At 58.5% G+C, this 23,199-nt stretch carries 23 protein-coding genes and 2 pseudogenes; 17 read left to right on the top strand and 8 right to left on the bottom strand.

What is annotated here, in order from left to right:
- Positions 1 to 52: 52 nt before the first annotated feature.
- Together GSQ89_RS37360 and GSQ89_RS37355 are read right to left on the bottom strand one after the other, a co-directional pair.
- Positions 53 to 622: a helix-turn-helix transcriptional regulator gene (locus tag GSQ89_RS37360; RefSeq protein WP_158933182.1), complete on the bottom strand. Its 570-nt coding sequence runs from the start codon at positions 620 to 622 to the stop codon at positions 53 to 55.
- A gap of 324 nt (positions 623 to 946) precedes the next feature.
- Positions 947 to 1,711, bottom strand: coding sequence for an SH3 domain-containing protein (locus GSQ89_RS37355; RefSeq protein WP_158933181.1), 765 nt, complete (start codon positions 1,709 to 1,711; stop codon positions 947 to 949).
- Positions 1,712 to 1,991: 280 nt separating this feature from the next.
- Here GSQ89_RS37355 and GSQ89_RS37350 point away from each other — a divergent pair, with 280 nt between their 5' ends.
- Positions 1,992 to 2,156 (top strand): transposase, encoded by a 165-nt coding sequence (locus tag GSQ89_RS37350; RefSeq protein ID WP_158933180.1) that lies wholly within the window; start codon positions 1,992 to 1,994, stop codon positions 2,154 to 2,156.
- A 161-nt stretch (positions 2,157 to 2,317) separates the two neighbouring features.
- Positions 2,318 to 2,578: a pyridoxal-phosphate dependent enzyme gene (locus GSQ89_RS40485; protein ID WP_158933179.1), complete on the top strand. Its 261-nt coding sequence runs from the start codon at positions 2,318 to 2,320 to the stop codon at positions 2,576 to 2,578.
- A gap of 80 nt (positions 2,579 to 2,658) precedes the next feature.
- Here the strand turns inward: GSQ89_RS40485 and GSQ89_RS37340 are convergent, their stop codons facing one another.
- Complete coding sequence (locus tag GSQ89_RS37340) at positions 2,659 to 2,949, bottom strand: helix-turn-helix domain-containing protein (protein WP_158933178.1); 291 nt, start codon at positions 2,947 to 2,949, stop codon at positions 2,659 to 2,661.
- Positions 2,950 to 3,559: 610 nt separating this feature from the next.
- Between GSQ89_RS37340 and GSQ89_RS39705 the strand changes: the two are divergent.
- The 3 genes and pseudogenes from GSQ89_RS39705 to GSQ89_RS37325 form a co-directional block, all read left to right on the top strand.
- A pseudogene (locus tag GSQ89_RS39705) lies at positions 3,560 to 3,688 on the top strand (IS5/IS1182 family transposase); the annotation flags it as partial.
- A gap of 338 nt (positions 3,689 to 4,026) precedes the next feature.
- On the top strand, positions 4,027 to 4,461 hold the full coding sequence (locus GSQ89_RS37330; RefSeq protein WP_158933176.1) for a GNAT family acetyltransferase: 435 nt from the start codon (positions 4,027 to 4,029) through the stop codon (positions 4,459 to 4,461).
- Between the two features lie 137 nt (positions 4,462 to 4,598).
- Positions 4,599 to 4,991, top strand: coding sequence for a hypothetical protein (locus tag GSQ89_RS37325; RefSeq protein WP_158933175.1), 393 nt, complete (start codon positions 4,599 to 4,601; stop codon positions 4,989 to 4,991).
- Between the two features lie 108 nt (positions 4,992 to 5,099).
- Here GSQ89_RS37325 and GSQ89_RS40480 read toward each other — a convergent pair whose 3' ends face one another.
- Entirely contained in the window at positions 5,100 to 5,363 is a 264-nt protein-coding gene (locus GSQ89_RS40480; RefSeq protein WP_371734336.1) for a recombinase family protein, read from the bottom strand.
- Here GSQ89_RS40480 and GSQ89_RS39700 point away from each other — a divergent pair.
- Positions 5,329 to 5,595: pseudogene (locus tag GSQ89_RS39700) on the top strand (transposase); the annotation flags it as partial. The gene GSQ89_RS40480 and the pseudogene GSQ89_RS39700 overlap by 35 nt on opposite strands.
- A gap of 83 nt (positions 5,596 to 5,678) precedes the next feature.
- On the opposite strand, the gene GSQ89_RS39695 reads toward GSQ89_RS39700, so the two are convergent.
- The gene (locus GSQ89_RS39695) at positions 5,679 to 6,176 is read right to left on the bottom strand and encodes a hypothetical protein (protein WP_254073571.1); all 498 of its coding nucleotides are present in this window, start codon (positions 6,174 to 6,176) and stop codon (positions 5,679 to 5,681) included.
- Between the two features lie 1,035 nt (positions 6,177 to 7,211).
- On the opposite strand from GSQ89_RS39695, the gene GSQ89_RS37310 reads away from it, so the two are divergent.
- From GSQ89_RS37310 to GSQ89_RS37300, 3 genes are all read left to right on the top strand, one after another.
- Entirely contained in the window at positions 7,212 to 8,627 is a 1,416-nt protein-coding gene (locus tag GSQ89_RS37310) for an ATP-binding protein (protein ID WP_254073559.1), read from the top strand.
- Positions 8,628 to 8,812: 185 nt separating this feature from the next.
- Positions 8,813 to 9,094 (top strand): hypothetical protein, encoded by a 282-nt coding sequence (locus tag GSQ89_RS37305; RefSeq protein WP_158933173.1) that lies wholly within the window; start codon positions 8,813 to 8,815, stop codon positions 9,092 to 9,094.
- Positions 9,095 to 9,669: 575 nt separating this feature from the next.
- Positions 9,670 to 9,828 carry a hypothetical protein gene (locus tag GSQ89_RS37300; protein WP_158933172.1) on the top strand — a complete coding sequence of 53 codons (159 nt, stop codon included), beginning with the start codon at positions 9,670 to 9,672 and terminating at the stop codon, positions 9,826 to 9,828.
- Positions 9,829 to 9,877: 49 nt separating this feature from the next.
- Here the strand turns inward: GSQ89_RS37300 and GSQ89_RS37295 are convergent, their stop codons facing one another.
- Complete coding sequence (locus tag GSQ89_RS37295) at positions 9,878 to 10,837, bottom strand: hypothetical protein (RefSeq protein ID WP_158933171.1); 960 nt, start codon at positions 10,835 to 10,837, stop codon at positions 9,878 to 9,880.
- A gap of 509 nt (positions 10,838 to 11,346) precedes the next feature.
- On the opposite strand from GSQ89_RS37295, the gene GSQ89_RS37290 reads away from it, so the two are divergent.
- The 6 genes from GSQ89_RS37290 (at position 11,347) to GSQ89_RS37270 (ending at position 16,972) form a co-directional block, all read left to right on the top strand.
- Complete coding sequence (locus GSQ89_RS37290; protein ID WP_158933170.1) at positions 11,347 to 11,715, top strand: hypothetical protein; 369 nt, start codon at positions 11,347 to 11,349, stop codon at positions 11,713 to 11,715.
- Between the two features lie 1,374 nt (positions 11,716 to 13,089).
- Complete coding sequence (hxsA2, locus tag GSQ89_RS40475; RefSeq protein WP_216856635.1) at positions 13,090 to 13,377, top strand: His-Xaa-Ser repeat protein HxsA2; 288 nt, start codon at positions 13,090 to 13,092, stop codon at positions 13,375 to 13,377.
- 9 nt (positions 13,378 to 13,386) lie between these two features.
- A complete protein-coding gene (locus tag GSQ89_RS37285; RefSeq protein ID WP_158933169.1) occupies positions 13,387 to 13,716 on the top strand; it encodes a hypothetical protein in 330 nt (109 codons plus the stop codon).
- A gap of 114 nt (positions 13,717 to 13,830) precedes the next feature.
- Complete coding sequence (hxsB, locus tag GSQ89_RS37280; RefSeq protein ID WP_254073568.1) at positions 13,831 to 15,177, top strand: His-Xaa-Ser system radical SAM maturase HxsB; 1,347 nt, start codon at positions 13,831 to 13,833, stop codon at positions 15,175 to 15,177.
- On the top strand, positions 15,174 to 16,394 hold the full coding sequence (hxsC, locus tag GSQ89_RS37275) for a His-Xaa-Ser system radical SAM maturase HxsC (protein ID WP_254073558.1): 1,221 nt from the start codon (positions 15,174 to 15,176) through the stop codon (positions 16,392 to 16,394). The genes hxsB and hxsC overlap by 4 nt, the downstream gene beginning before the upstream one ends.
- Before the next feature lie 71 nt (positions 16,395 to 16,465).
- Complete coding sequence (locus GSQ89_RS37270) at positions 16,466 to 16,972, top strand: bifunctional 2-polyprenyl-6-hydroxyphenol methylase/3-demethylubiquinol 3-O-methyltransferase UbiG (protein ID WP_158933166.1); 507 nt, start codon at positions 16,466 to 16,468, stop codon at positions 16,970 to 16,972.
- Positions 16,973 to 17,879: 907 nt separating this feature from the next.
- Here the strand turns inward: GSQ89_RS37270 and GSQ89_RS37265 are convergent.
- A complete protein-coding gene (locus GSQ89_RS37265) occupies positions 17,880 to 18,134 on the bottom strand; it encodes a hypothetical protein (protein WP_158933165.1) in 255 nt (84 codons plus the stop codon).
- 773 nt (positions 18,135 to 18,907) lie between these two features.
- On the opposite strand from GSQ89_RS37265, the gene GSQ89_RS39940 reads away from it, so the two are divergent.
- Complete coding sequence (locus GSQ89_RS39940) at positions 18,908 to 19,750, top strand: ATP-binding protein (RefSeq protein ID WP_305782273.1); 843 nt, start codon at positions 18,908 to 18,910, stop codon at positions 19,748 to 19,750.
- 158 nt (positions 19,751 to 19,908) lie between these two features.
- Here GSQ89_RS39940 and GSQ89_RS37255 read toward each other — a convergent pair whose 3' ends face one another.
- Complete coding sequence (locus tag GSQ89_RS37255; protein WP_158933164.1) at positions 19,909 to 21,081, bottom strand: DUF563 domain-containing protein; 1,173 nt, start codon at positions 21,079 to 21,081, stop codon at positions 19,909 to 19,911.
- Positions 21,082 to 22,229: 1,148 nt separating this feature from the next.
- On the opposite strand from GSQ89_RS37255, the gene GSQ89_RS37250 reads away from it, so the two are divergent.
- Positions 22,230 to 23,199: recombinase family protein (locus GSQ89_RS37250; RefSeq protein WP_371734339.1), on the top strand; the 970-nt coding region annotated here is incomplete at its 3' end.

The following is a 23,199-nucleotide window of genomic DNA, read 5'->3' as shown; positions in this document are numbered from 1 at the left end:
GAGTGCGGCTATCACGGGGCGCGGGCGACAGCCACGAATGAATTATTCGGGTTCAGGCGAAGGCGATCGTCGTTACGAGTCGACCGATCCGGCCGCCAGCCAGGGCAATACGCTCCCATCTCAACGTGCTCGGCAGGATACGCATCTCGCGGCTTCCATTCCCGCCGGTCTCGATAAGCAATTGTCCTGGATCCGTATCCTCGAACCAGCCACGATCGGATAGCCGCTCCTCACTCGCCACGATCTCCGTGGTGGCGAAACGCCAGAGGGACGTACCGATAAATGGCGTTGCCCAGGAGCCCCATTCCGATTCTCGGGCAGGCGATGCCGCCAGTAATACGTGGGATGCGTCGCAGATGAGATGGACCGGTTCTGTTGCGTTTTCGATCAATCGGCGCAGCGCCGTATCGGTTGCCGGATCAGCGTCGCTGCCGAGCAGTCTTTCGAGCCGATGGCACAGGGCCGGTGATGGCGTGTGCAACCCCGCCTCCCAGCGAGACACCAGCCCCTGCGAGACACCCAGCAGATCGGCGATGTGATCCTGCTTCATACCACGCAGGCGGCGGAATTGACGAAGCTGTCGTCCCAATGTGAGCTGATTTCGGTTATGGACGGTTATCATCGCGATATCCTATACCGGCTGCACGGTCACCCGCAGCCGTCATCCGATTAAACCCGAACTCCCCGGAATTAGGCTTGGCAGCCCAGGATAACTATTGTGGGCAACCGGTCAAAATCACTGTGCAGAGGTACGTATGTCCGGTTTCCACCCGACCCGGTCGCCGACCTACCACAATGGGGCGCTCCCGAAAGCGGACCGTCGAACGTGTACACGACTTCCACGATCTGCTGATAATCGCGTTGTGCGCGGTTCTGGCGGCCGGTGAGAACGGCACCGGCATGGCGGAGTTCGCCAAAGCCAAGGAACCGGTTCTTCGTGGTGCCTTCAGTGCCGCCGGACCAGGCTCTCGTATACCCAGCCGATTGGCTCTGTGTTCCCAACACCAACTTGCAGCCACCCACCTCGCGCTTCGGAGAAGACATGTAGCTCGGTGCCCACGTGCTCGACACCGATGACGGGCCCCTGCGGCGAGGAGTGGATGTTGCCGTTCTGCGCCATGACAACGTCGCCCTGGACAAGTCCAGGTGTCGGAGGTGCTACCACGGGCTGACCGGCAGGCGGTGGAGGTGATGTCGGTGCCACCGGCACGGTGACCGCACGTTGGGGCGCCCCCATGTTGTCAGGCAGGATCGGAACCGGAGTGATGCTGTTGTGCGGCAGGGGTTTCGGTCCGCCGCCATCGAAGCATCGCGAAAGCGTTTCGATATAGGCCTTGGTCGCCTCCGATGTCGTACTGCCTACCACGGTCTCGACCGAAGAACGGCGCCCCGGATCTTGGGCCAAGCCGTCGCGGGTGACGACTGCAACGAACAGCACGTAGGTCACGCTATTGGCGCCGAACACATTGCTCTGACCGCACACGGCAAAGGTATTCTCGATTGCCTGCGGCCATACCCTGACGCCGCGGAATTGCACGGCGTCAGGCTCCTTCGCGCCGGAACGTATGCTCATTTCAGCAGCCTTGCGTATATCGGCATATTGCTCAGGCACGGCTGTTGTTTGACATTTGTCTCTGTCGCAGCCAGCGATGAACAAGGTTGCGATCAAGAGCCCGCAACTCAAAATGCCTTTGGCTTGCTTACACGCCACGTGACCTGTTCCTCGAGCTTCTGAGAGCGAGCGTCACACATAGCACGGATGGGAGACGGCCTATGCGGCCGAGGGCAGAGCCGTTCAACACCGTCGCGTCATCATCGAGCTCATCGCCGCGCTGCTTCTGGAGCCGAGTTCGCTGACCGGCGACAGGTGGCTGCCTTCGTAGCCGGATCCACGCCTGGAGATACGGACGCAGCGTCCTGGCGGTTTGACGACTTGAGGACATGCATCTCCATGCTGGCCGGGCACGAGGCGAAGCCGCCAGGCTTCTGGAATGCTGCCGTCGGCGGTTTTGGTGGTGGTGCCAGTTTCCGCGCATGTCGACCACGACAAGCACTACGCTGACGAGGACAACAACAACACAAACCAGATCGAAGGCTTCAACCTACGCATCAAACGAGCGGAGAAGGGTACGCACCACCGGATGGCGGGCATTTAGTCGGAATACAGATATGAAGTTTAGTCTGAGGGATTAAACCGAGTTTAGTCTGGAGCACTTCTCCGGGCAGCTTTGTGTCCGATGGTCGTCCTTTTCTCGACGGAGCCCTGTTACCAAACCATTATAATCATTAATATTTCTGATTCTATGGCCGAGAAATCATGCATCAGGCGGCGGCAATGGGTGCCGTTCTTGATTCACTGCTGGTGCCCTGTTCAGGTGGAGGATTGACATCTGGCTGTGCGCTCGTGGCTGACACGTTGTCGCCTGCTACGACCATCTATGCTGTCGAGCCTGTCGGTTTCGAAAAGATGGCAAAATCGCTCGCCTTGAGTCGCCGCGTCGACACTGAAGTCTCACTTCGGAGCCAATTTGCACCGCCCCGCCTAGTGGAGTTCATAGCCTGGCGACCGCCGTCGTGATCGATGGGATTGATTCTGCCTCGGTGTCGCAGACGCGTCGATCACACCCATCCCCCGGCGGTCAATTGGGACATGCAGCCTCATGTCTTACCCCTATAGGCAGACAGCACCTCGCCGACGTCAGGGATCTCTTCGTGCTCCCCGCCCGAAGATGCCTTCCCGGCCTCCTGCAGGATTCCAATTGTCACGCCGAGAACGGCCAAGGCTCGAAAAATGCGTCCGATCTCCGCTGTCGGCTTCCCGGCCTCCGCTTCGGAAACCCACTTTCGGCTCGCACCCACGGCTGCCGCCAAACCTTCCTGGGTCATCCGCCGCTCCACGCGGTAGCTTCTGATGAGTTGCCCCAATTCTCGGGGCGATTTGATCTCCATCCTTCGCTTTCCCACTCTCCCTAGGCGCTATATGTAACCTATAACTCCCAATAGAAAATGCAACCTATAAGTTACAAAGAAAAATGTAACCGTTAGGTCGCATTGCCCAATGGGAGCTGTAGGTTACGTCGCTGGCGAATTTCGGGAAGGGCTTGTGCGCCTGCAAATTCAACTATGGTTGGTCTGCCGTGGTTCGCCGAGGTAGCCGATGGAGCTAGCCCGAAGAGCTCCCAGAACCCAGGGCCTCTCTTGCTCGGGGGCGTGTGCCGTTAAGATAGCCAGCGGCTCCGCCCCCCCCCTTGTTTGCCAGAGTTCAGGCGGCCTTTGTTGCAAACCGCGCAGGCGTGGACGCGCGAAGGGTGCGCGTCTGGTGCAGTCTTTGCGTCGGTGCAAACATTCTGAACAGGGTCGGGATTCATCATAGCGATCCTGGGCGCTAATGTCCGCTTTCCAGCTTTTTTTCCGAGGCCCGCCATTCCGCTTCCGACCCATCCCGGTCATCGACAAAGCAAGACCGGTTCGCGAAAGCGGATATATCGCCAAGCGGCTCGTCTGCGGGGCGAATGGGTTTGGCTCCGACGATCTTGCGGGGTGCCAAAGGTCCAAAGGACGCAACCTCATCGAACGGGCATTCTCGCGTCTCAAGGACTGGCGACGCGTGGCCACCCGATACGACCAACTGGCAAGGAACTTTACCGCCACTGTTATTCTCGCCGTTCTGACGATCTGGTGGATCTGATTGAGGCCGGAGCCTGAGGAAGGGTCTCGGCGATACATGCGCGGTCCGCGGGAACGCGGGATACGGCAATGGACGGTCAGTCAGTGGAGACGGCCCCGGTTCCGCCGGTCGGCTGGTATAGGCCGCGCCTCGAACAATCACGTGCCCTTTGATCAGCCAAAGCAATCTCGGTATTGGACGAGCCAAGCGGTTCCGTATCAAACCTGTGCTCCGTGCGTTGCGCGAGGAACGAACACCTATTGCACGCGCCTACACCTATCCCTAGAATCTAAACTCTCATCTGTTGCCTTACAGACGATCGTCCTGGTGGCAAAAACAATACTTGGGGTGATGCAAAGATGTCGATTGAGGCTGCGATACGTGAAATGGTGGATGAGGATGCGGAGCAGGTCATTGCCATCTGGCATGCGTCCGGCGTTGCTCGCCCGTGGAACGACCCTGTCCGCGATCTTGCCTTTGCCCGCCGCAACCCACATTCAACGGTACTGGTGGCCCACCTGTCCGATCGGATCGTGGCGACCGCTATGGTTGGCGAGGATGGGCATCGTGGCTGGGTGTATTACGTCGCAGCCGATCCAAAGCATCAAGGCGGCGGATATGGTCGGGCTATGATGCATGCGACCGAGAAATGGTTGACGGACCGAGGAGTTTGGAAGGTGCAGCTTCTTGTCCGGGAAGACAATACCTCGGTGAAGCAATTTTATGAGCACTTGGGCTACCGCGATACCAAATCGGTATGCTTCCAAAAGGTTATTGAACCGGTCGACAGCTAGAGGCGCTCTGTTTCCACCTCCACTTTCCGCGGTGCGGCTGCACCCGTTGCGCGATGTATCGGGGCGGTGAGGACATCCATTTTAGCCTCCGGCCCGGCAATTCGGCCATATGCCGAGATGTCGTCTGCTTCGCGGCGATGGAAAGACGGGTCTGGTCGCTCGCCTGCTTCGGCCTGCTCTCATTGGCGGATATCCCGGCGGACTTTGAATTCCATCCCGACCTGCAAGCGCAGAGCGTCGAGGCCATCTTCCTTGGGGGAACCATGATCGTCGATCCGACCGGCATGGTGGTGGCCACCGCGCGGGACGGGAAGGAAGAGCCTCTCTTCGCTGAGCTCAGCCTAGCCGCGGTCCGTAAGGCGCAGCAGAACTTCGATCCTGCCGGACATTACGCCCGGCAGACGTCTTCCACTTCGACATCGAACGGGGCCGGGTGGAGGAGAAGCCGTGACGGAGGTCACGTTCTTCCAAAACTCCCAGAGCGGCGGACCAGGGCTGATCGGCGACATGTCGAGGAGCGAGGTTGGTAGATCCGGCAGAGGGTCGTAGCACTCATGACGTTGCTCCGCCAGAAGCTGCGCCCGCATACGTGCAGGCATGCCACTGGCAGCCGCGCGGGGCACGGATGTTGAGCCGGTTCAGTTCGCGAGCCATCTCGCCCAATCTTTTGCCCTGTGCCTGCCAGGCAGTGATGAGATCGAGGACGCGCTGCACAGGCTTCTCGGTTGCCTTGGCGGCGTTGGCGAGCTTGAGCGCTTCGAGGGGCGGGGATTGCCACGCCGTTTGCCCTGGGCCTTGACCTGAGCAAGCGCGGCTTTCGTGCGGGCAGGGATCATCTCCCGCTTGTGCTCGGCGACAACAGCAAGGATGTGGATGGTGAAGGTTGTTGCCGACGATACCACCCTGCCGGTGCCGACCCGGGCCGGGGCCGCACCAAAACCGCGCGGCTATGGTGCTATGCCACCGACAATCGTCCTTGGACCAGGCCATCCAGCCGCGGCCTACGTCTACAGCGAAGACCGCAAGGGCGAGCATCCGGCAGTCTATCTGAAGGGATTCCATGGGTTGCTTCAGGTGGACGGCTATGCCGGGTTCGGCCAAGTGGCAACCGCCGCGGCGAACCAGCCACCGCAACTGGCTTTTTGCCGAGTAGGTGGGGACGTTGCCGCCCCCACCCCTCACAGACCCGGACGTGCAGATTTCCCGCACCCGGCTCTTCACGGGAGAGCTTCGCTCAGGGCGGTGTATTGGTGGATGATCCGAGCTGGCGGCAGGGGGTGGCGGCTCAGTAGTTCGCGCAGACGGTCCCAGCGGAAATTTCCGTGTCGCCCTCGACGCGATAGCCACTTCTTCCAGATCCGCTCGACCTGATGGAGATACCACCGGAGCCGACGTCCGTTGCCGGTATTGCCATAGTAGCCGTAGTGACCACGCAGCATCGCAGACAGGTGTTCGTGCTGCTGCCGGATTGACTGATGCCGGTTACGCTGGCACCGCTCACTGACCGCCGCCGGGGCACGGGCGAACCGTCCCTTTGCTGTCACCTGGCGCACCACATTCTTTCCGTTCCGGGATTTTCCCCACACGTCGGTAAAGCCCAGGAAGTCGAACGTGGTCCCGCTCGCCGCGGGGTGGCACAGGCCATCCGGACGCCGAAAGCGGAAGTCGATGAACCGCGACTTGTCGGGATGGAGGGTGAGTCCAAACCGGGCCAATCGCTGGTCCAGCACTTGGAAGACACGCTTGGCGTCTAGGTGATCCGTAAGCGCGTCGGCGGCCGCACATTGCGGGATCTGACGGCGGTATGATCGAATTTGTGCATGGACGCGATGCCGCCACCGCCGATGCCGGTCACCGATACTGAGAGTGCTCGTACGATAGGTCGTAGGAGCGCTCGTGGCGCGCCTGTTGAGGTCGTTGTCCGCGGCGAGCCGCGTCGGGTTTGGCCACCGTGACCGGGCCACTCGGATAAGCTATCGGTTGGCGATCGTGCACGGCCTCCTGACGAGAGCGCCGAAACCGGTCATCTCCGAGTTCGTATCGGCTTTGAATACGTGGACAAGGCCAAGAGGGTTACCGCTGACGCTGGCCCTGCGCTCTGGGGCGGCGGCAGCGTTCTGAATCAATCATCACGTCTGAAAAATCACTCGTCATGCGGGGGAGAGTGGTGACCATGTGACATTTCTCCAGGGCGCGATGTCACTCGAACGACAAATATTGAGGTGTATGTATAATTCATATATTTTTTCAGAGCCACCTTTTAGAAAATTGTAATGGAAGAGTTTTTCTTTCCTCGAGAGAGGCTGACCCAGCAGATTGACGCGGATCTTGTTGGAAACGGGCCAGAGGACGTTTCATCCGGACTATTCCTGGCGGGGCCTCGGCGTACGGGAAAATCGACGTTCCTTACGCATGAACTGATGCCGGAACTCCAGCGCAGGGGTGTGGTCACGGTCTACGCAGACCTATGGCAGGAAAGAGCCAAGGATCCGGCCCTGATCAGCAGGAATATAGCCGTTCGCTCGGACAGCCGATCTTGCTGTCGCTTGACGGACCATAGCATGGCCGCGTCGGCAGGAAAGTGATCCCGTTGGAAGTGGGCCGTCACCAGCACGCTCGTTAATGTGAGCCGCGCCCTCGGATGAGAAGTGCTGCCCTAACGCCGACGATGCGTTGAGTCACCGACGTAGCGTGCGGAAAGCGTCGCTCTTTTTTGCTTCAGCGAGCCCTTTTTTGGGGATTGGTTTGGCGTGACAAGTGACGGATCAGGTTCGATACGGGAGGCCGAACAGGCGGCTGAAATTGCTCGCCTGCGCCAGGCGCTCGATGAAATGCAACAATGCCTCGATGAATCAACCTCTCGCGAAGTCGCCACAGAAATTGCCCATCGACAGGACAAAGCGATTGAAGCCGCCAAGCTATTCTCCAGCGAGGCCGCGAATGTCGCGTTGGAAGAGGCGATTGCGCAGCGGGTGGCCGCAATGGAGGAAATGCAAGCCACACTGATTCAGTCTCAGAAAATGGAAGCTATCGGGCAGCTGACTGGAGGCCTCGCCCATGACTTCAACAACCTGCTCACCAGTATTACCGGCAGTTTGGAACTTTTGCAGACCCGGATGTCGCAGGGACGGATCAACGATCTGGACCGCTATATCACCATGGCCCAGGGAGCGGCGAAGCGCGCGACGATACTGACGCACCGGCTCTTGGCGTTTTCGCGCCGCCAGACGCTTGATCCCAAACCATCTGATTTGAACCGGCTTGTGGCGGGCATGGAGGACATGGTTCGCCGCACGGTCGGCATAAACATCCAGATCGAAGTCGCCGCGGCCGGGGGTCTATGGCCCGTCTTTATCGACCCTCCCCAGCTTGAAAACGCTTTGCTGAACTTGTGCATCAATGCCCGCGACGCCATGCCGGACGGCGGCAAGCTGTCCATTGAGACAGCCAATCGCTGGCTGGACATCCGTGGGGCACAGGAACGGGACGTGCCGCCGGGCCAATACGTCTCGCTGTGTGTGAGCGACAACGGCTCGGGCATGCCGCCCGATGTGGTCACCCGCGCGTTCGATCCGTTTTACACGACCAAACCGACCGGCGAGGGCACAGGCCTCGGCCTCTCGATGGTTTACGGTTTCGTTCGGCAGTCTGGCGGCCAAATTCGGATCTACTCGGAGGTCGACAAGGGCACCATGGTTTGCCTGTATCTCCCCCGCCACCATGAAGCGGCCGACGCGGTTGAAGAACTGAACATCTCGGTGGTGGATATGCCCCATGGGGAGGCTGGGCAAACGGTGTTGATCGTCGATGATGAATCTTCCGTTCGGATTATCATCGTCGAGGTGCTAACGGAGCTAGGCTATTCGGTCGTCGAGGCAGCCGATGCTACAAGTGCGCTTAAAATCCTAAACTCAAACGTTCCGGTTGATTTGCTCATCACTGACGTCGGCCTTCCACACGGTCTCAATGGACGCCAGTTGGCTGACGCGGCCCGGCTCAAACGTCCCGCACTCCGCGTGCTGTTCATCACCGGCTACGCTGAAAACGCCGTGGTGAGCCACGGGCACCTTGCTCACGACATGCACGTCGTGATGAAGCCTTTTACCCTCGATGCCCTGTCTAACCGCGTAAAGGAGATCATCTCCAAGCCGGACGGCTGCGGTTGAGACTAATGACATTCCCTGATCAACAGGCGGCTTGCAATCGCTTCGTAAGCGAACGGCCAGCCCCGTGGTCGGTCTGGCCTTGACATGGCTGCCCACTCTGCTCCAGCAGTGTCGTGCAGATTTGCACTTAGGAAGTTCGTTGTGCACCTGCAGACCGGCCGAAGATGAGATCATTGCGAGGTAGGATGGCTGTAAAACTCTTCAACTGTGCATCGGAGAGCGAGCAAGCCGCTTGGGCAGTCGAGCATCTTAAAAAAGGAGGCCGCATCCACGAGATCTCGCTGTGGTTAGGTGGTGTCGACCGTCCCATGCGGATCGTTGCCGAGGTGAAGGCAATCTTGCGGGCGGAAGGATGCAGCGTAGCCAAGGCGATAGAGGCCGTGCGCGATGCGGCTGGTGAAGATCACAAAGTCCTCGCTTGGCGTCTTGAGAGCAAGAAAACCCAGGTGCACAGCATACCTGCGTGAGCATTGTAGCGGCGGAAGGTTGAGCGGCTTCTAGTGTGCGGGGGCCGGATGGACAGATATGCCGCGGCATCGGTGGCATGCAGGGTCAACGATTTCGACGTCGGGCACGCAGACCTCCTTATGGAGCTACAAAAGGAGTCTCCAGCTACGCAAAGCATGGGGCCTTCTCAGCAACCGCGCTACACGTCCGACGCCGGACGCTTACATCGCTTCGACCGTTATGGAGGGGCAAACGGTCATCGGTGACATGAAGCAGCTTCTCGCCGACTGGGCAGAAGAGACTATGACCGACGAGAACTTGATGCGCTGCGCGATGGAACCTGAACCCAAGCTACCGGATACGGCTTACCGCTTCGCGCCCTGTGAGTGACCCTTACGTCCTTCCGAGTGGGGCCCTTCGCAATCGGTTCGGCATCACAGACCTAGCCGAACTTGAGGCACAAGAAAGGCGCACAGCCACGGCACGGCACGGCAGGCCATTCTCGATGCCAATCCGGAAACGGCGCCCTCACCCAGTTGGATCTTGATCGTTTTCGAGCGCATGTCAGCTACCGGGCGAAGAACGGGGAGATGTTATGAAGCGACCGTATCCGTCGCTCCATCAGACCAAACTCCAGATTCTCAAGATGCCGCGGCCAGAACGGGATGTTCCGGCTGCGGCATCGTTCCTCGAGACAGTGACGGCGCAGTTGGCCGCCAAACATGGTATTCACCAGACGATGGTGGGCGAATGAGAACCAAGGTTAGCCAAGACGCCAAATTGTCCGGCTGATAAGGACCACCTCAAGTCTTGCCCAGCGCCTCAGCATAGAAGTCTTGAAACAGATTATTCTGGTGCTCAACGATCTTATGGGCCCATTCGACCCAGGTCATCAAAGCGAGGGTGTAAACAGTGATGAACGATTGCGCTATTTCAGTGTGCTTTCGTAGATTCTCGGCGGCTTCGCGTAGGACCGCTCCCTCCGACATCGCCCTGATGGCAAGATCCAGCGCAAGCTTGAACTTCGTTATGTACTCACCAATGAAAGGTATGCAGCTCGTAATGACCTCCAGGAACACATCGCCAGCTTTGTCGTGAAAATAGGCTGCTTTCTCTGAAGCGGCATGCTGACCACCCTGCCCTTGCAGTATGACCCGGCAAAACATCCCCCGGCAAATCAGTCCGTTGACAACCGAGAACTCTGCCAGGCCCCGCAATGAGCCAAGGTAATTCTTAGTTTGTATCAAACTGGCGGCCGCAAATTTGGCCGAAGTAATCTGGAGTCCTTGGTCAGTTGCAAAGGTCTGTTCGAGCAGAATGGCAAACCGCTTAGGGTCTTGGCCTAACTGAGGATCAGCAGCCAACATGTGAGCAACCTGCTGCTCAACCTCATTGCTTTCTCGTCGCCACTCTAACGGCATTTGAGCGGATTCCTCTGATGAATCCTGCAACCGTCGCAGCTTACCGTGGGCAAAAGCAAACAGGTCCGCGTCCGTATATTTTCGGAGCTCCAGAACTTCGTCGATGCCCTTTACAAAGACCTTTAGTAGTTGCTCGATAGCGCGGCTGATGTCGGCGGCTCCAACAAAGGCACGACCTAAATCCCCATCGAGCGCTCTTCCGAACTCTTCCAACTTGGATGTTCTCTCGGTGACGAGCTTCCCCACCTCTTTCTCGGATAGCAGCAGATAGCTCATCGGTTTCTGTAATGCCTTGTCGATGAAGCTGTTGAGCTTCTCGAGCTGCTCGGCTACCTCAGCCATCACGATCCCTCCTTGAAAAGCGCTTAGCCAGATAGGGGTGATGCCTTATACGATATCTAACTGGGTCGCGCGACCGCGGCGGCCGTGCGGGCGGATACCTCTCGCCGAGGAATCGCGAGGCGGAAAAGAGTCGTTACGCCTCTGGCGGCGGGGTCCGTCCCGCGGAGAACAATCGCCAAAAGAACCCATATTTAGAAACTGGGGTTCGGGATGCCGCGGGCGCGGGGACATCGCGCTGCTTCAGTCTGCCGCCGTGGCGGGCTTGTATTCGCTGCCGAGCGACTTCGCGGAACGCGGCCAGCGCCCGTTCCAAACGGGCGGCTTGATCGCCGGAGTCGGGGCTCATCTAATCTCCCGCACCATGAAGACGGACCAGAGGCGCCCCATCAAAAGCTTGTAGCCAATCTTGTTCGTCCGACCTGTGCCGTCAAACGCCTCCACGGCGTAGCGGCACTTTTTGGCAACGGCGTCCCTGTCGAGTGGGGCGACTTCGGCAGTCATCGCGACCGGTGATTGAAGCGCAAAACGCAGTGGATACTGAAGTTGCACAACTCCTAGCCGATCGAAAGCGCCTACGGATTGACCGCCCAAAATGGCTTGATGTAACTCTCGCAAGGCGATTGGAGAAGCTCCGACAAGTTGCCAAGGCCCTTCAGATCGATCGGATAGAGCTTCACTCACTTTTAGTGGCGCTGTTTGTGAAAGTGGTGATCGACTGGGAACACGAGAAGCTTACGTTCCACTGGAAACATGGCGGCACAAGTTCGGTCAAAGTTCTCATGAAGCCGCTGCGCGAGGTTGCAAACCGTCGTCGCGCCGATCGACCGCGTTACAAGCCAGGAGAGGCTGCACCTCCTTTACCGGCCGCGGCTCGATAGTGGGTCAACGCGAATTCTTTTGCATTGGTGAGAGCACTTGCTGCGAGCAGGAACTACAGAAATCGACCCACAAAGCGTCAAGCTCCTGAGGGCAACTGGATCTATCTGTTCATACAGCGCGGCCCCCCCCCACTCAATACCGTAGCCGGTGCGCAGGCCGCGCCACAAGGCAAAGGTCGAGGTTGCGGTTCAACTCGTGCAACGTTGGGTGCGAGCCCGGCTGCGGGTCTTCGGCGCAACTGCCGAGCAACGCATGACGCAGGCCCCGCTTCCGGTCGACATCGCTCGCAAGGTTCCGACGGCGAGGCGGAGCTGCTGCTCGTCCTGCACGACCCTCCCTCGGCCTGGGATCTCGGCCGATAGTGGGCCGCGCCGATTGCCGAGCCTCTAGTGTGCGATGGGATCCGTGTCACGATCGCGCTCGCCGCACGCGAGCTGGCCAGCATTGATCTGGACACCGCCCTCACGTCACGCAGCCTCGCCGATCCTGCTGGCGACGGACGATCTGGTGATCACGCCGCTAGCGCGGCAACTGGCACCGGAAAGATTCTACGCCGTTCAACTTTCACGATCCCGATGAGGCACAGACGAGGCGCCTCATAGTCGCACCCTTCGATGTTGCGGGTGTGCTGACCCGCGCTGAACATATTCAGCACGACGGTTACCTCCGCCACCAGAAGAGCAACAGGACCCTCAGGGACCTGGCCAGGACAGGTGCATCAATTAAGGAGATCACCAGCCGAACCGGCCCTAGCCGGAAGCCGGTCCGTAGTGTCCTACGGGGTGACGATGGCGATGTGTTCCGTTGCCGTCCCAACGCCTTAGAGCATCACCTCGTCAAGCTCAGTGCCCAGTAGGATACCGGGTGCCACAACGGCACCGAACTCTGGCCTCGCCTGCGGGCCGACGGCTTCAAAGGTGGCCCGCAGGTGGTGACCGATTGGGCAACCCGGCGTCGGCGGTTTGCGAAAGCTGGCTGGGCGCAACCCGGCGCACTCCCCGCACGAAAGCTGAGTCATCTGATGACGACACAGCGTGAGCAACTGACCAACGCCCAATTTCGCTACGAGTGGCGGCGTCAATGACGTCCAGCGGTACAGCCCAACGGAAACGGCCACGCCTCGTCGCCATCATGGCAATATCGCGATTACTCCGCACTTCGGGTGGCAAGGAATTCGAACATCCGCAGTTCGCCATCGCCGGACGGACGGCCAAAAGAACTTCTAAAGAAATCAACTATTCGGCCAGGATTGCGGCCAGATAGGGACCGGCAATCCAGCTTTCGGTAGACAATAGGTGCAATTCGTCACATAACATTCGCGTTATCAGCTAGGCACCAGCCATTCGCTGGTGCGCTGAGATGGGAGGAATTGAATGTCGCGCGTTACCCCAAAAATCGTTCCCCTGGCCGCAGCGCTCGCAGGCCTCACCGGGACTGCGGCCCTAGTCCCACCGGCTTCGGCCAAAGTCCCCGAGCCACAGAATCTCGGAAAGGAAGCCACAGCCCAAGCGACCGGTCTCACCGCCAATAAAATCGTGTCGACAGGCGCAGATTACATGGGCTTCCTCGTGACCAAGTCCGCCACCGGAACCGTTGTCGCACAGCACGCGTCCCACGCGTCGCATGCATCCCACGCTTCCCATTATTCCAGCAGCAGGTAGCATCAGCCCTTGCAGGAAATTTTGGTTGAATTCGACCGTGCCACTCAAAGGTTGGGTGCTCTGCAAGAGGCTGCCTACCGCCTCATAGATGTGGCGTCGTGCATCGTGGAAACGGCGGGCGATCGCTTCGTCTGCCGCCTGCTCCCCAAGGAGGGTGTCGGCACGGGTAATCCCGGGGAGCAGGGGATCCGCTTGCGGTTCATCGATCTCGTCACGGACGAAAACCTTCGGGAGAAGGTGTCGGTGGAGACAGACGGAGTCCGGAACGTTATCGTCGCCCTGGCATTTGGCGCCCTTGCAGAACACGAGCAGCAACATTCCGGCCCCATAAGGGGATGAACATTGGCGAGATTTCTGCCCGAGGTTGCATTCTCCCATAGTTCGGCAGACGACTTACAGCTACTGCCGCTTCGATTCGAGCGCCTGGGTGCTGATCGTTACTTTTTAGCGAACATGGTCGGTGATGGCCTGTTGCTCTCGAGCGATGAACTGAACCGGGTCATCTCCCTCGAACTGGCTGCGGGCGACGGGTTGTACGAACGGGCTTTCTCGAAGCTTCTAGTTTCGCGCAAAGGGCAGCGGTCTCAGCTCCAGCTTCTCGCACTCCGTCTGCGGAGCCGAATGGCATTCCTTCGAGAGGCGACGGCCCTACACCTTTTCGTCGTCACACTCAGATGCGAACATTCCTGCCCCTATTGCCAGGTATCGCGCCGGAGCGCTGACCGGGAACGTTACGATATGAGCGAGGAAACGGCGATGCGGGCGCTGGATGTTGCGCTCTCTGCGCCGCCGCAGGCTATCAAGATCGAGTTCCAAGGCGGCGAACCGCTCCTCAATTTCGAACTGATCCGAGCAATAGTCGAGGAAGCGGAGCGCCGCAGAGGATCGCTGGGCAAGGCGATCCAATTCGTCATCACCACGAACCTGGCTCTTTTGACCGATGATGTGCTGGTGTTCTGCCGTGACCATTCGATTCAAATCTCGACGTCGCTGGATGGACCGGCCGATCTGCACAATCGCAACCGACCGCGCCCCGGCGGCAATAGCCACGCGCTTGCTGTCGCCGGGATACACCGGGTGAGAGAAGCTTTGGGGAAGGATAGTCTCGGCGCGTTGATGACAACGACCGAGGCGAGCCTCGACAGGGTTGAAGACATTGTCGATGAGTATGTCCGGCTCGGCCTCGATGGCGTTTTTCTCCGGCCGCTCTCGCCCTACGGCTTTGCCATAAAGACCAAGCAATTCGCGAAGTACGACGCAAACCGCTGGCTTCGATTTTATGAACGCGGCCTGCGCTACATCATCGATCTCAACAAGCGCGGGATCCATTTTCCGGAATTCTACTCCGCGCTGCTGCTGAAGCGAATGCTGACGGACCGCCCTATGGGCTATGTCGATCTGCGCAGCCCGGCCGGGATCGGCCTTGGCGCGCTCGTGTATAACTACGATGGCAAGGTGTTCGCGTCGGATGAAGGCAGGATGCTGGCGGAGATGGGCGACCGGACGTTCGAACTAGGCGATCTGGCAACCGATACCTACCGGTCACTGATCATGTCCGACAAGCTAGTAGGTCTGGTGAGCGGCTCGATGACCCAGTGTGCGCCGCAATGTTCCACGTGCGCTTATGAGCCTCATTGCGGCGCCGACCCCGTCTATCATCACGCTACCCAGGCTGACTCACTCGGGATTAAACCGCTATCCGGGTTCTGCACCCGGCAGAAGGGGATCATGCGCCTCCTCTTCGAATTGCTCGAAGGTTCACCCGAAGACGCCGCCGTGCTCCGACGGTGGGCGGCATGACCCCGCTCACGCTTTGGGGCCAAGCTCTTGCCGTCGAAGGCATGGGCGGCGGAGAGAGCCGCGCAGTGCTTCGGTTCAGAGCGGCTGGAAGCGGGGGATATCATCTCGATGAGCATGATGCGGTTTTGATCCACAATGCCGACGACGCGGAAATAGCGCGAGCAGCGGGGGTTCAGACGGCAGTCTTTGTGGCTAGAGATATCGCCGCCTCACACGGATACGTATTTCCGCGACGTGTAAGCTTGCCTGCCAACTTCGATTACCTGGGCGACGGCGACATCATCGGACTGAACCCTCGATCCCGAAATCTCCGTGTCCTTTATCGCCGGTCATCAAGCCACAATTCCATCCTCGTGACGGAGCGGTGCAACCACTACTGCCTGATGTGCTCGCAACCTCCGCGTGACATCGATGACGGTTGGATACTGGACGAAATTGCGGAATGCCTGCCTCTCATTGACCCAACGACGCGCTCGATCGGATTTACCGGCGGCGAACCGCTGCTGGAGTGGCGCCGGTTCACGAGACTTCTGAGTATTGCCCGGACCACGCTTCCGGAAACTGAGATCCACGTCCTGACGAATGGTCGGGGTTTTGCTTCCCCTGAAGTCGTGGCAGCCTGGGCCGCGGTCGGGAGCACTAAGCTGTGCGCGGGCATCCCGATCTACTCGGCCGTTGATCATATCCACGACTATGTCGTGCAGGCTCGCGATGCCTTCGATGAAACAGTCCTCGGCATCCTAAGGCTCAAGGACAAGGATCAGCGGGTCGAAATCCGAGTTGTACTACACGGAATCACGGCACCTCGGATCGTCGAGACTTGTAGCTGGATCGCCCGGAACCTGCCGTTCGTGGACCATGTTGCTCTGATGGGGTTGGAAAACACGGGCTTTGCGTTGGCCAACCAAGACCTGCTGTGGGTCGATCCCCTTGATTATCGATCGGACCTGACGGCGGCCGTCGGCATCCTTTCTTCGGCTGGCGTCAAGGTGTCGGTCTACAACCTGCCGCTCTGCCTGCTCGATCGCGAAATTTGGCCTTTCGCTGTCCAATCGATCTCCGATTGGAAGAATGCCTATTTGCCGATCTGCGGGACGTGCGCCGTGCGGGACCGATGCGCTGGCTTTTTCTCAACCGGGCGGATGCGAGAAAGTCGCGGGATCCTGCCGCTACCGCCTGAGAGCCTTCCTGCTCGGCTTTCAGCTATGGAGCGGTGAAAAGTTCCAATTCAGTGAACCGATCCACGCCCTGGGGGTTCTTATCGCCATCGAGCACGCTGCTGAAGTTCGTGGGCGAGATTGCCTATCCCGGTGCCGCCGCGCTGGACCTTGCCTGCGGTTTCGGACGGAATGCCATCCTGATGGCGGCCTATGGATGCGACGTGATTTGTGCCGACAGGGATTTCGTTCGTCTATGCCACTTGGATACGACGAAAGCGGCACTTTTAGAACGGGCACCCAACGACGTCACACCAGGACGAATCACGACTGTCTGCGCAGATCTCACAGCGGATCGATGGCCATTCAAGACGTCATCGTTTGATGCGATCGTTATCGTCCATTTTGTCCGGCTTGAACTATGCCCATTTCTAATTCCGACTTTGCGAGTCGGGGGTCATTTGTATTTCGAGACCTTTGGCGGCCATGGCCAAAACCATCTGGACTTACCGCGGCCCGGCGAGGTGAAAGCGGCGTTGGGCGCCGATTTTGATATCAGACACTACGAGGAAAAGGCCGCCAGCCGACACCATACGCAAGCCGTCACGGTAAAGGCATTAGCCCGAAAATTGAGATAGCGTTGTGTCATCACCCCGAACTGTTGTGTCATCACCCCGAACTGCGGATTCCGATGCAAGGCGGCCAGGTATAAGGCACTGCGATTGCCGCTCTCGGCGCTCAGAAGTCATTGAGGTCCGCCGCCTCTGCCGGTGGCTGCGTCGCCTTGGCCAACATCTGCCAGAATCGGCGACGGTTCGAGGAGGAGCCATGATCGATGCCATGTTCTTCCAGAACTTCCAAGGTGGTCGACCATGGCTGAACCCTACGTGGTTGGGGTCATGCCAAGTTCGAGCAGCAGGGCATCGACGCAACCAGGCAATTCGTCTGGGGCATGGTGGGGGGTGGCCACGGTTTCGCGGAACTCGAACGATCAATGATCCGATCCCGTGTCATGGCTGGATTGGATCGAGTACGTGGCGCGGGCAAGAAGATCCCGGGCGCCCATCCGTTGGTCGGGCGATCGAACATGCGATCCGGCAGCCGCTAGGCGTCGGCCACAGTGTCCTCAAGGGTTGCCAAGGTCGATGGGGACGCTTCAACGGCTGAAAAGGGAGACGGCCTGGGTGAAAGCGACTGTAACAGTGGGGCCTGCCTGCCGCTCTTCAGGCCGCTGGTTCTTTGGACAGACACTACCGATGCAAATGGTTTATCAACTTTGGGGTGCGGCTTGAGGTGGGACGGTGAAAGTTCTCGTCTTGCGTGAGAATAAGCAGAGCCGCCAGCCAGTAAAAAATAGCCGTGCTGTTGTATGGCCTCGGCGATGCGCTCGCTGGGTGGGTCGATGCATATGGTTCGGTTGGTGTTCACCACGAGCCACGGCGCGTAGTCGGCAGGGAGATTGCTACCCCCCTTGTCCGATGTGAACGCCGTGACGCTCGGGTGGCTGTTGGATGCGAAAAGGTAAATTTGCATCTCTTCGCCTCCCTAATGATGAACTGGTGGTGCGAAATCTTGATCTTCGTAGCCACCGACCGCTATGAAGAATCCATCCCGCCGCACGGCCTCAACCACGGGATCGGAGTCACCACCGCCCAGCAAGACGGCTCCGCCAGTTTCGGCCGGTGTCCATGGCGCATAATCGCGCGGCAGGTTTGCGGCTGTCTGGCTCGCCGTAAAGCCCAGCAAATCGGGGTCCTTGGCGGAGATGAATACGAATATCCTCATTTCGGTTGAATACACCCAAAGATATTCAACCACAAGTAGGTGCGTTACATAATTTGTCGCCCAAGTTAGCCGCCCATTCCTGGGACAGAGTCAAATCGTGAACGGCTCTGATCCTGGAGGTAGCGCCAAAGAATTCTCGATCCGGCCCCCGATAGGCGTCGGCGCAGTTGGAAGCTGAACACGGCAAGGTGACGATCGTTGCCCGGCGTCACCGGATTTCGGAGAGTGTGCTACGCAATTGGCGTGCCCCTGGAAGGCCGCGGTGGCGGTAATTCAGGTACCGATCGCTGCGCCATTCCTCCCGCTGGATGTACTTGCGGATCGAGCCGCGAAAATGAAGCCGTGCTGCCACTGCCCGAGCCGGGGCCGGGGCCAACCGAGCCGGAGTCTCGGCGTCCTATGCGGACCGGGGGCACCGGTGTCGGTGCGATCGAGATCGTGCTGCCGGACGGCGCTCGCGTCAGCACGGATGTCTTCGTAAATGAGAAGGTGCTACCGCGAGTCCTTCGGGCGATGAGGACCAAGCGGCGTGCCCAAGCGGTACAGCCTTGATTGTCCGATGGCGCCGAACTTGGTCGGCTGCCCTCGGCAGGCGCTCAGGCCCGATCATCTGGGACGCTGACGCTGCGCAAGAACAGCCGCATCAAGACCGCACTGCACATGGTTCCCCTGGCCACGATCAAGACGCTCGCCGGGTTGGAATTCTCATTCCAGCCGTCGCTGGACCGGGATCGCATTCTAACCCTCGCCAGCTCGGGTTTGTCGACCGCCACGAGGTCGTGCACTTCATGGGGCCACCCGGGACTGGCAAGAGCCACCTCGCTATCGCGCTCGGCGCCGAGGCGGTAAAGGCAGGCGAAGCGTCTACTTCTGCACCCTTGGCCGACCTGCTGAGCCAACTCGCACACGCCGAGCGAGAAAGAAGGCCGGAGCGCATCCGCTTCTTTACTCGTGCCGCACTGCTCATCGTCGATGAGATCGGCTACCTGCCTGTCATCCCGGGTGGCGGCAACCTAGTCTTCCAGCTTGTCAACGCACGCTACGAGCGCGGCGCCATGATCCTTACCTCCAACCGCGGCTTTGCCGAATGGGGCGAGGTTTTCGGCGATCCCATTGTCGCAACCGCGCTGCTTGATCGCCTGCTCCATCGCGCCATCGTGGTCCAGATCGAGGGATCAAGCTACCGCCTCCGCCAGCACGCCGAACTGTGCCCGAGCATGTCCGCTCCAAGGCCATCATCACACCACCGCGCCCGCACGAACGCCACGTCGCCGTGGCCGTCCACCAAAAAATGGTGCCACGTACCCTGGGCACTGACCGGCGGAACTGGGGATTTTTACTTCGGCGCGTTTGAAGAAAATTCCGGCGGCATTGACGGAGGGGCCGTACGGGTTAAATTTCATCGCAGGCGAGTTGTCCGTACCGCTAGCCAACAATGCGCCCCTACCGCGGCCGAGTCCTGGGAAAACGCTATCAAATCGGAGGCCCAGGACTGTCTGGAAAACGCGCGCTTCAACTGTGCCGACCGGCACCAGGCCTCGGTGCAGCAGGCGTTCAACGGCGTCACCGTCACGCATGTCTTCGTCGGCTATGGTGAAGATGAAGTCGAGGACATGATCCAAAAGTCCTGACATGCGCCCTCGCGCGTCTTACGCGGGCTCCTTGAGGGGCACCGACACCAAGCGCGGCTTCGGGCCTTTAAGAACAGCCACGCAGTGACCCGTGGCACTGCTGGCCGGGACGGGAACAGCCACCATTGTTCGTCCGACTGATTGTCAGGTCGCTTCCACTAAGATCGAGATTGAAGCAACCATTCCCACACATCATTTTCTAGCCTGGCGAGATCAACACTCCACGTTGCTCCGTCGGCCGCGGGCTCCATAGTTTGGCCAACATGATACCAAATATCGCAACCACGACCGGCCGAAAACAGCATTTCGGATAGCTGAATAAAGTTCTCCCAAACCAATAAGAAAGCCGACCGCATTCTTCCTTGGAAAGCCAGATTGAACATTCCCGAACCGCCCGGCCCAGCTATCAGCCGAGCATTAGAAACAAGGGCGATCTGCGATTCCACCCGTAGATTTTCGGGGCGAATGATAGTAAATCCCAATCTTTCAAAGATTCGTTCGATAGCACCTTCGTCAGCTAACTTCCTGATCGGCACGCCGACACGGGAAAGATATATCCGATCTGGCAAGGTGACATCACGTGGCGCACTGCGATCCCTCATCGTGGCCCACATCCGAGCTGACGTGGGTGACGCGTAGTGTTCGACACCAAATGATTGCGTCGCGAGCAAGAGGCGCTTGCAGCGCACGAGGCTGTTGATTCTTACGATATCGCGCGAAGGCACGCCAGCAGCGTTAAGTAGATGAGTGTGGAAATCCACCTCTGCCCGACCGGCAATTATTACCTTTACGTTTCCGAAAAGCGCCCGACACACATCCAGGGCATATAACCGCGGAAGACAATCGCCGATAAAATGTCCAAAATGGCCCGAGATAGAATGATCTAGGTAGAATGCTGTGTCTATATCGTGTTGACAATCATCCGTGTTGATAGACACATTGGCCTCATAGTCCGCTTTCCCCAAATGTGAGAACCAGCCAAGGGTCTCCGGCGACCATGGTATCAGGTACTCCGTGATGATCCGTCCGAGTTCCGGTAACACCGGCGGCCCGAATGGCAAGCAGTAGGCATTCTCTAACTTCGTAATGATCATTTTTGGAAAGCTTGTCGCCATCGGGAAATTGCCGTCTGGCACATTCAACATCGACTGACGGACTTTAAATTCGCCCGCGTTCCGATTTGTTACGCGCCAGGACGGCATCACCATCGTACCTTCCGGCTCAAGCTCCAACCGAGCCGTTTTTGCATTTTGAAATGAACCCAGATCTCCAACTTCTCCAAAATCGGAGCATCGAGTGCCAATGAAGCGAGCTTTTTGGGGGATAATCATGGATTGGGCCGACACCGTAACTCATTCTGCATAGCAGGCTATCCCACCCCAATTAGCGACCTTGGGCCTCATATAAAGTTCGAACTCTGCTCAATGGGTTCGCCCGCATAGATCAGATAGAAGCGAGGCTGACGGCCACAGGCGTTGCACGGCGGAAAAACACTCCCACTCCCACAAAATAATTGCTCCCGCAAGGGGTGCCGACTGCCTGTGAACATGGGATGATCATCTCCATGACAAACGACATAGACACCGGAACACATTACGGTGTCGCCCGACTTCCATTCGCTGGGAAGTCCGAGCAGGCTCTCTTGGGTGCTAGGTTCGATCAACGCATGCCCTCCGGTTGGGGCATAATTAGCGGGAAACCGGGACGACCGCCACCATCGAGTTTTGGCAGGGGTGCGTCACCATTCACTCCAGTCGAACTGACCCGGCACGGAGAGGTTCCGGATCTGACCCGATCCAGAAAGCTCCCTCTAACGACCTGTTTCTGCCGCGCCGAGCGCTTGTTCCTCGACGGCTATGAAAAGTCTGTCCCACTGGATCGCTCCCGCCACCGGACAAACATGCCTCCGACAAGCATGTCACCGCCCCCTCTTCGGGCTCCTCGGGGCGCATACGCGACAGGTGGGTTGCCTCTGGATCGTTGTGGGCGACGTCGACTGTCGCCAGGCCACATGAGCGAGTTGAATACGGAAATGTGCATCTCCGACACTGTATACTAAACCACAATGAATATCAAGCCAGACTTCTACTTCTATCCATCGTCGTAGCTTCGGCTGCCTTGCGAGTTCGTCATTCAACTGCCGCTCCCCCCGGGGGGGGGGGGGGTAGGCCGGGAACTCGGTCGCCAGATTGGTCAACATCAAACACAATTCAGAAGGTCTCTAATGTATCCGCAGGACGGGAAGACGCAGGTTCCCTTCGCCCGCCCGGACTAAGCGTTGTCATGCCCAGACCTACTGGCAAGTTCACCGCAGCGTTGCTTGCGTAAGTGATCGACAACGCGCCGATTTCGAGGCCCGCAAATAACGCCATCGTATCCCGCCGTACAATTCGCAATCGCGGTCTCCAAACAGTTCTCCCAAAAATGTGTGTTCCGGAAACCGGTGATCGGAGGACAGATTCCGCCTCGCATTCAGAATATGTGGAGCAATTTTCGCCGGGGGGGAGGAACAACGATGCGAGGAGTTGCATATTCGTACTTGCGTTTCAGCACACATGAACAAGCAGCCGGTGATAGCCGTCGGCGGCAGTCAGCGATGGCCGAGAAATATGCGGCTGACCACAATCTGCGACTCGATTTAGCGCTTTCGTTTCGTGATCTGGGCGTGAGTGCCTACCGCGGCAAGAACTCCAAGGAGGGTGCTCTTCGGGCATTCCTCGAGGCGATCGAGCACAATCTTGTGCCTCCAAACAGCTACCTGCTGGTCGAATCTCTTGATCGTCTTAGCCGGGACCGTATCCTTCCCGCACAAGCCCTATTCATGCAGATCATTCAAGCCGGAATCAATATCGTAACTCTTGCCGACCAAAGATGCTATTCTCTGAAAAGCCTCAACGAGAATCCGCTCGAACTTATTATTTCGCTCGTGAGCATGATGCGTGCGAATGAGGAAAGTGAAATGAAATCGCGACGCATCAGGGCATCTTTCGATGTAAGGCGATCCCAACTGTCGGAAAAACCCTGGTCATCTCGGTGTCCGGGTTGGCTTAGGCTAGATAAAGCAGCAGGGAAATTTGAGGTTGTGGAAGATCGGGCCGATATCGTTCGCGAGATTTATAGGGATGTGTTAGCTGGTGTAGGGCATCAAACGATTGTACGTGGTCTGAATGAACGGCAGATTCCCCTCTTTGGCCACGGCAATCAGCGCGGGCACATATGGCAAAAAAGCCTGATCCGCCATTTCTTGCGAACGCCAACCGTGCTCGGTACCCTCGTCCCCTTCACCAGCGAGTACATCGATGGAGTGAAACGAATGCGCCCGCAGGCGCCCGTGGAAAATTACTACCCGGCGATTGTAGACAAATCTGACTGGGATCAAGTTCAGGCAAAGCGGACGGCTTGGTGTGCACAGCATCATAACGATGGAGCTAAGACGGGTCGTGCAAACT

The organism is Acidisphaera sp. S103, assembly GCF_009765975.1.
Lineage (GTDB): Bacteria > Pseudomonadota > Alphaproteobacteria > Acetobacterales > Acetobacteraceae > Rhodopila.
Note: the sequence above shows the minus strand (reverse complement) of the source record. Positions and strands in the feature narration are given on the sequence as shown.

Bases quoted from the DNA above. Each gene is read 5' to 3' on its own strand.
- GSQ89_RS37360 (WP_158933182.1), bottom strand. From the start codon at position 622: ATGATAACCGTCCATAACCGAAATCAGCTCACATTGGGACGACAGCTT.
- GSQ89_RS37350 (WP_158933180.1), top strand. From the start codon at position 1,992: ATGCTGCCGTCGGCGGTTTTGGTGGTGGTGCCAGTTTCCGCGCATGTC.
- GSQ89_RS40485 (WP_158933179.1), top strand. From the start codon at position 2,318: ATGCATCAGGCGGCGGCAATGGGTGCCGTTCTTGATTCACTGCTGGTG.
- GSQ89_RS37340 (WP_158933178.1), bottom strand. From the start codon at position 2,949: ATGGAGATCAAATCGCCCCGAGAATTGGGGCAACTCATCAGAAGCTAC.
- GSQ89_RS37330 (WP_158933176.1), top strand. From the start codon at position 4,027: ATGTCGATTGAGGCTGCGATACGTGAAATGGTGGATGAGGATGCGGAG.
- GSQ89_RS37325 (WP_158933175.1), top strand. From the start codon at position 4,599: ATGGAAAGACGGGTCTGGTCGCTCGCCTGCTTCGGCCTGCTCTCATTG.
- GSQ89_RS37305 (WP_158933173.1), top strand. From the start codon at position 8,813: ATGGCTGTAAAACTCTTCAACTGTGCATCGGAGAGCGAGCAAGCCGCT.
- GSQ89_RS37300 (WP_158933172.1), top strand. From the start codon at position 9,670: ATGAAGCGACCGTATCCGTCGCTCCATCAGACCAAACTCCAGATTCTC.
- GSQ89_RS37295 (WP_158933171.1), bottom strand. From the start codon at position 10,837: ATGGCTGAGGTAGCCGAGCAGCTCGAGAAGCTCAACAGCTTCATCGAC.
- hxsA2 (WP_216856635.1), top strand. From the start codon at position 13,090: ATGTCGCGCGTTACCCCAAAAATCGTTCCCCTGGCCGCAGCGCTCGCA.
- hxsB (WP_254073568.1), top strand. From the start codon at position 13,831: ATGGTCGGTGATGGCCTGTTGCTCTCGAGCGATGAACTGAACCGGGTC.
- hxsC (WP_254073558.1), top strand. From the start codon at position 15,174: ATGACCCCGCTCACGCTTTGGGGCCAAGCTCTTGCCGTCGAAGGCATG.
- GSQ89_RS39940 (WP_305782273.1), top strand. From the start codon at position 18,908: ATGGGGCCACCCGGGACTGGCAAGAGCCACCTCGCTATCGCGCTCGGC.
- GSQ89_RS37255 (WP_158933164.1), bottom strand. From the start codon at position 21,081: ATGATTATCCCCCAAAAAGCTCGCTTCATTGGCACTCGATGCTCCGAT.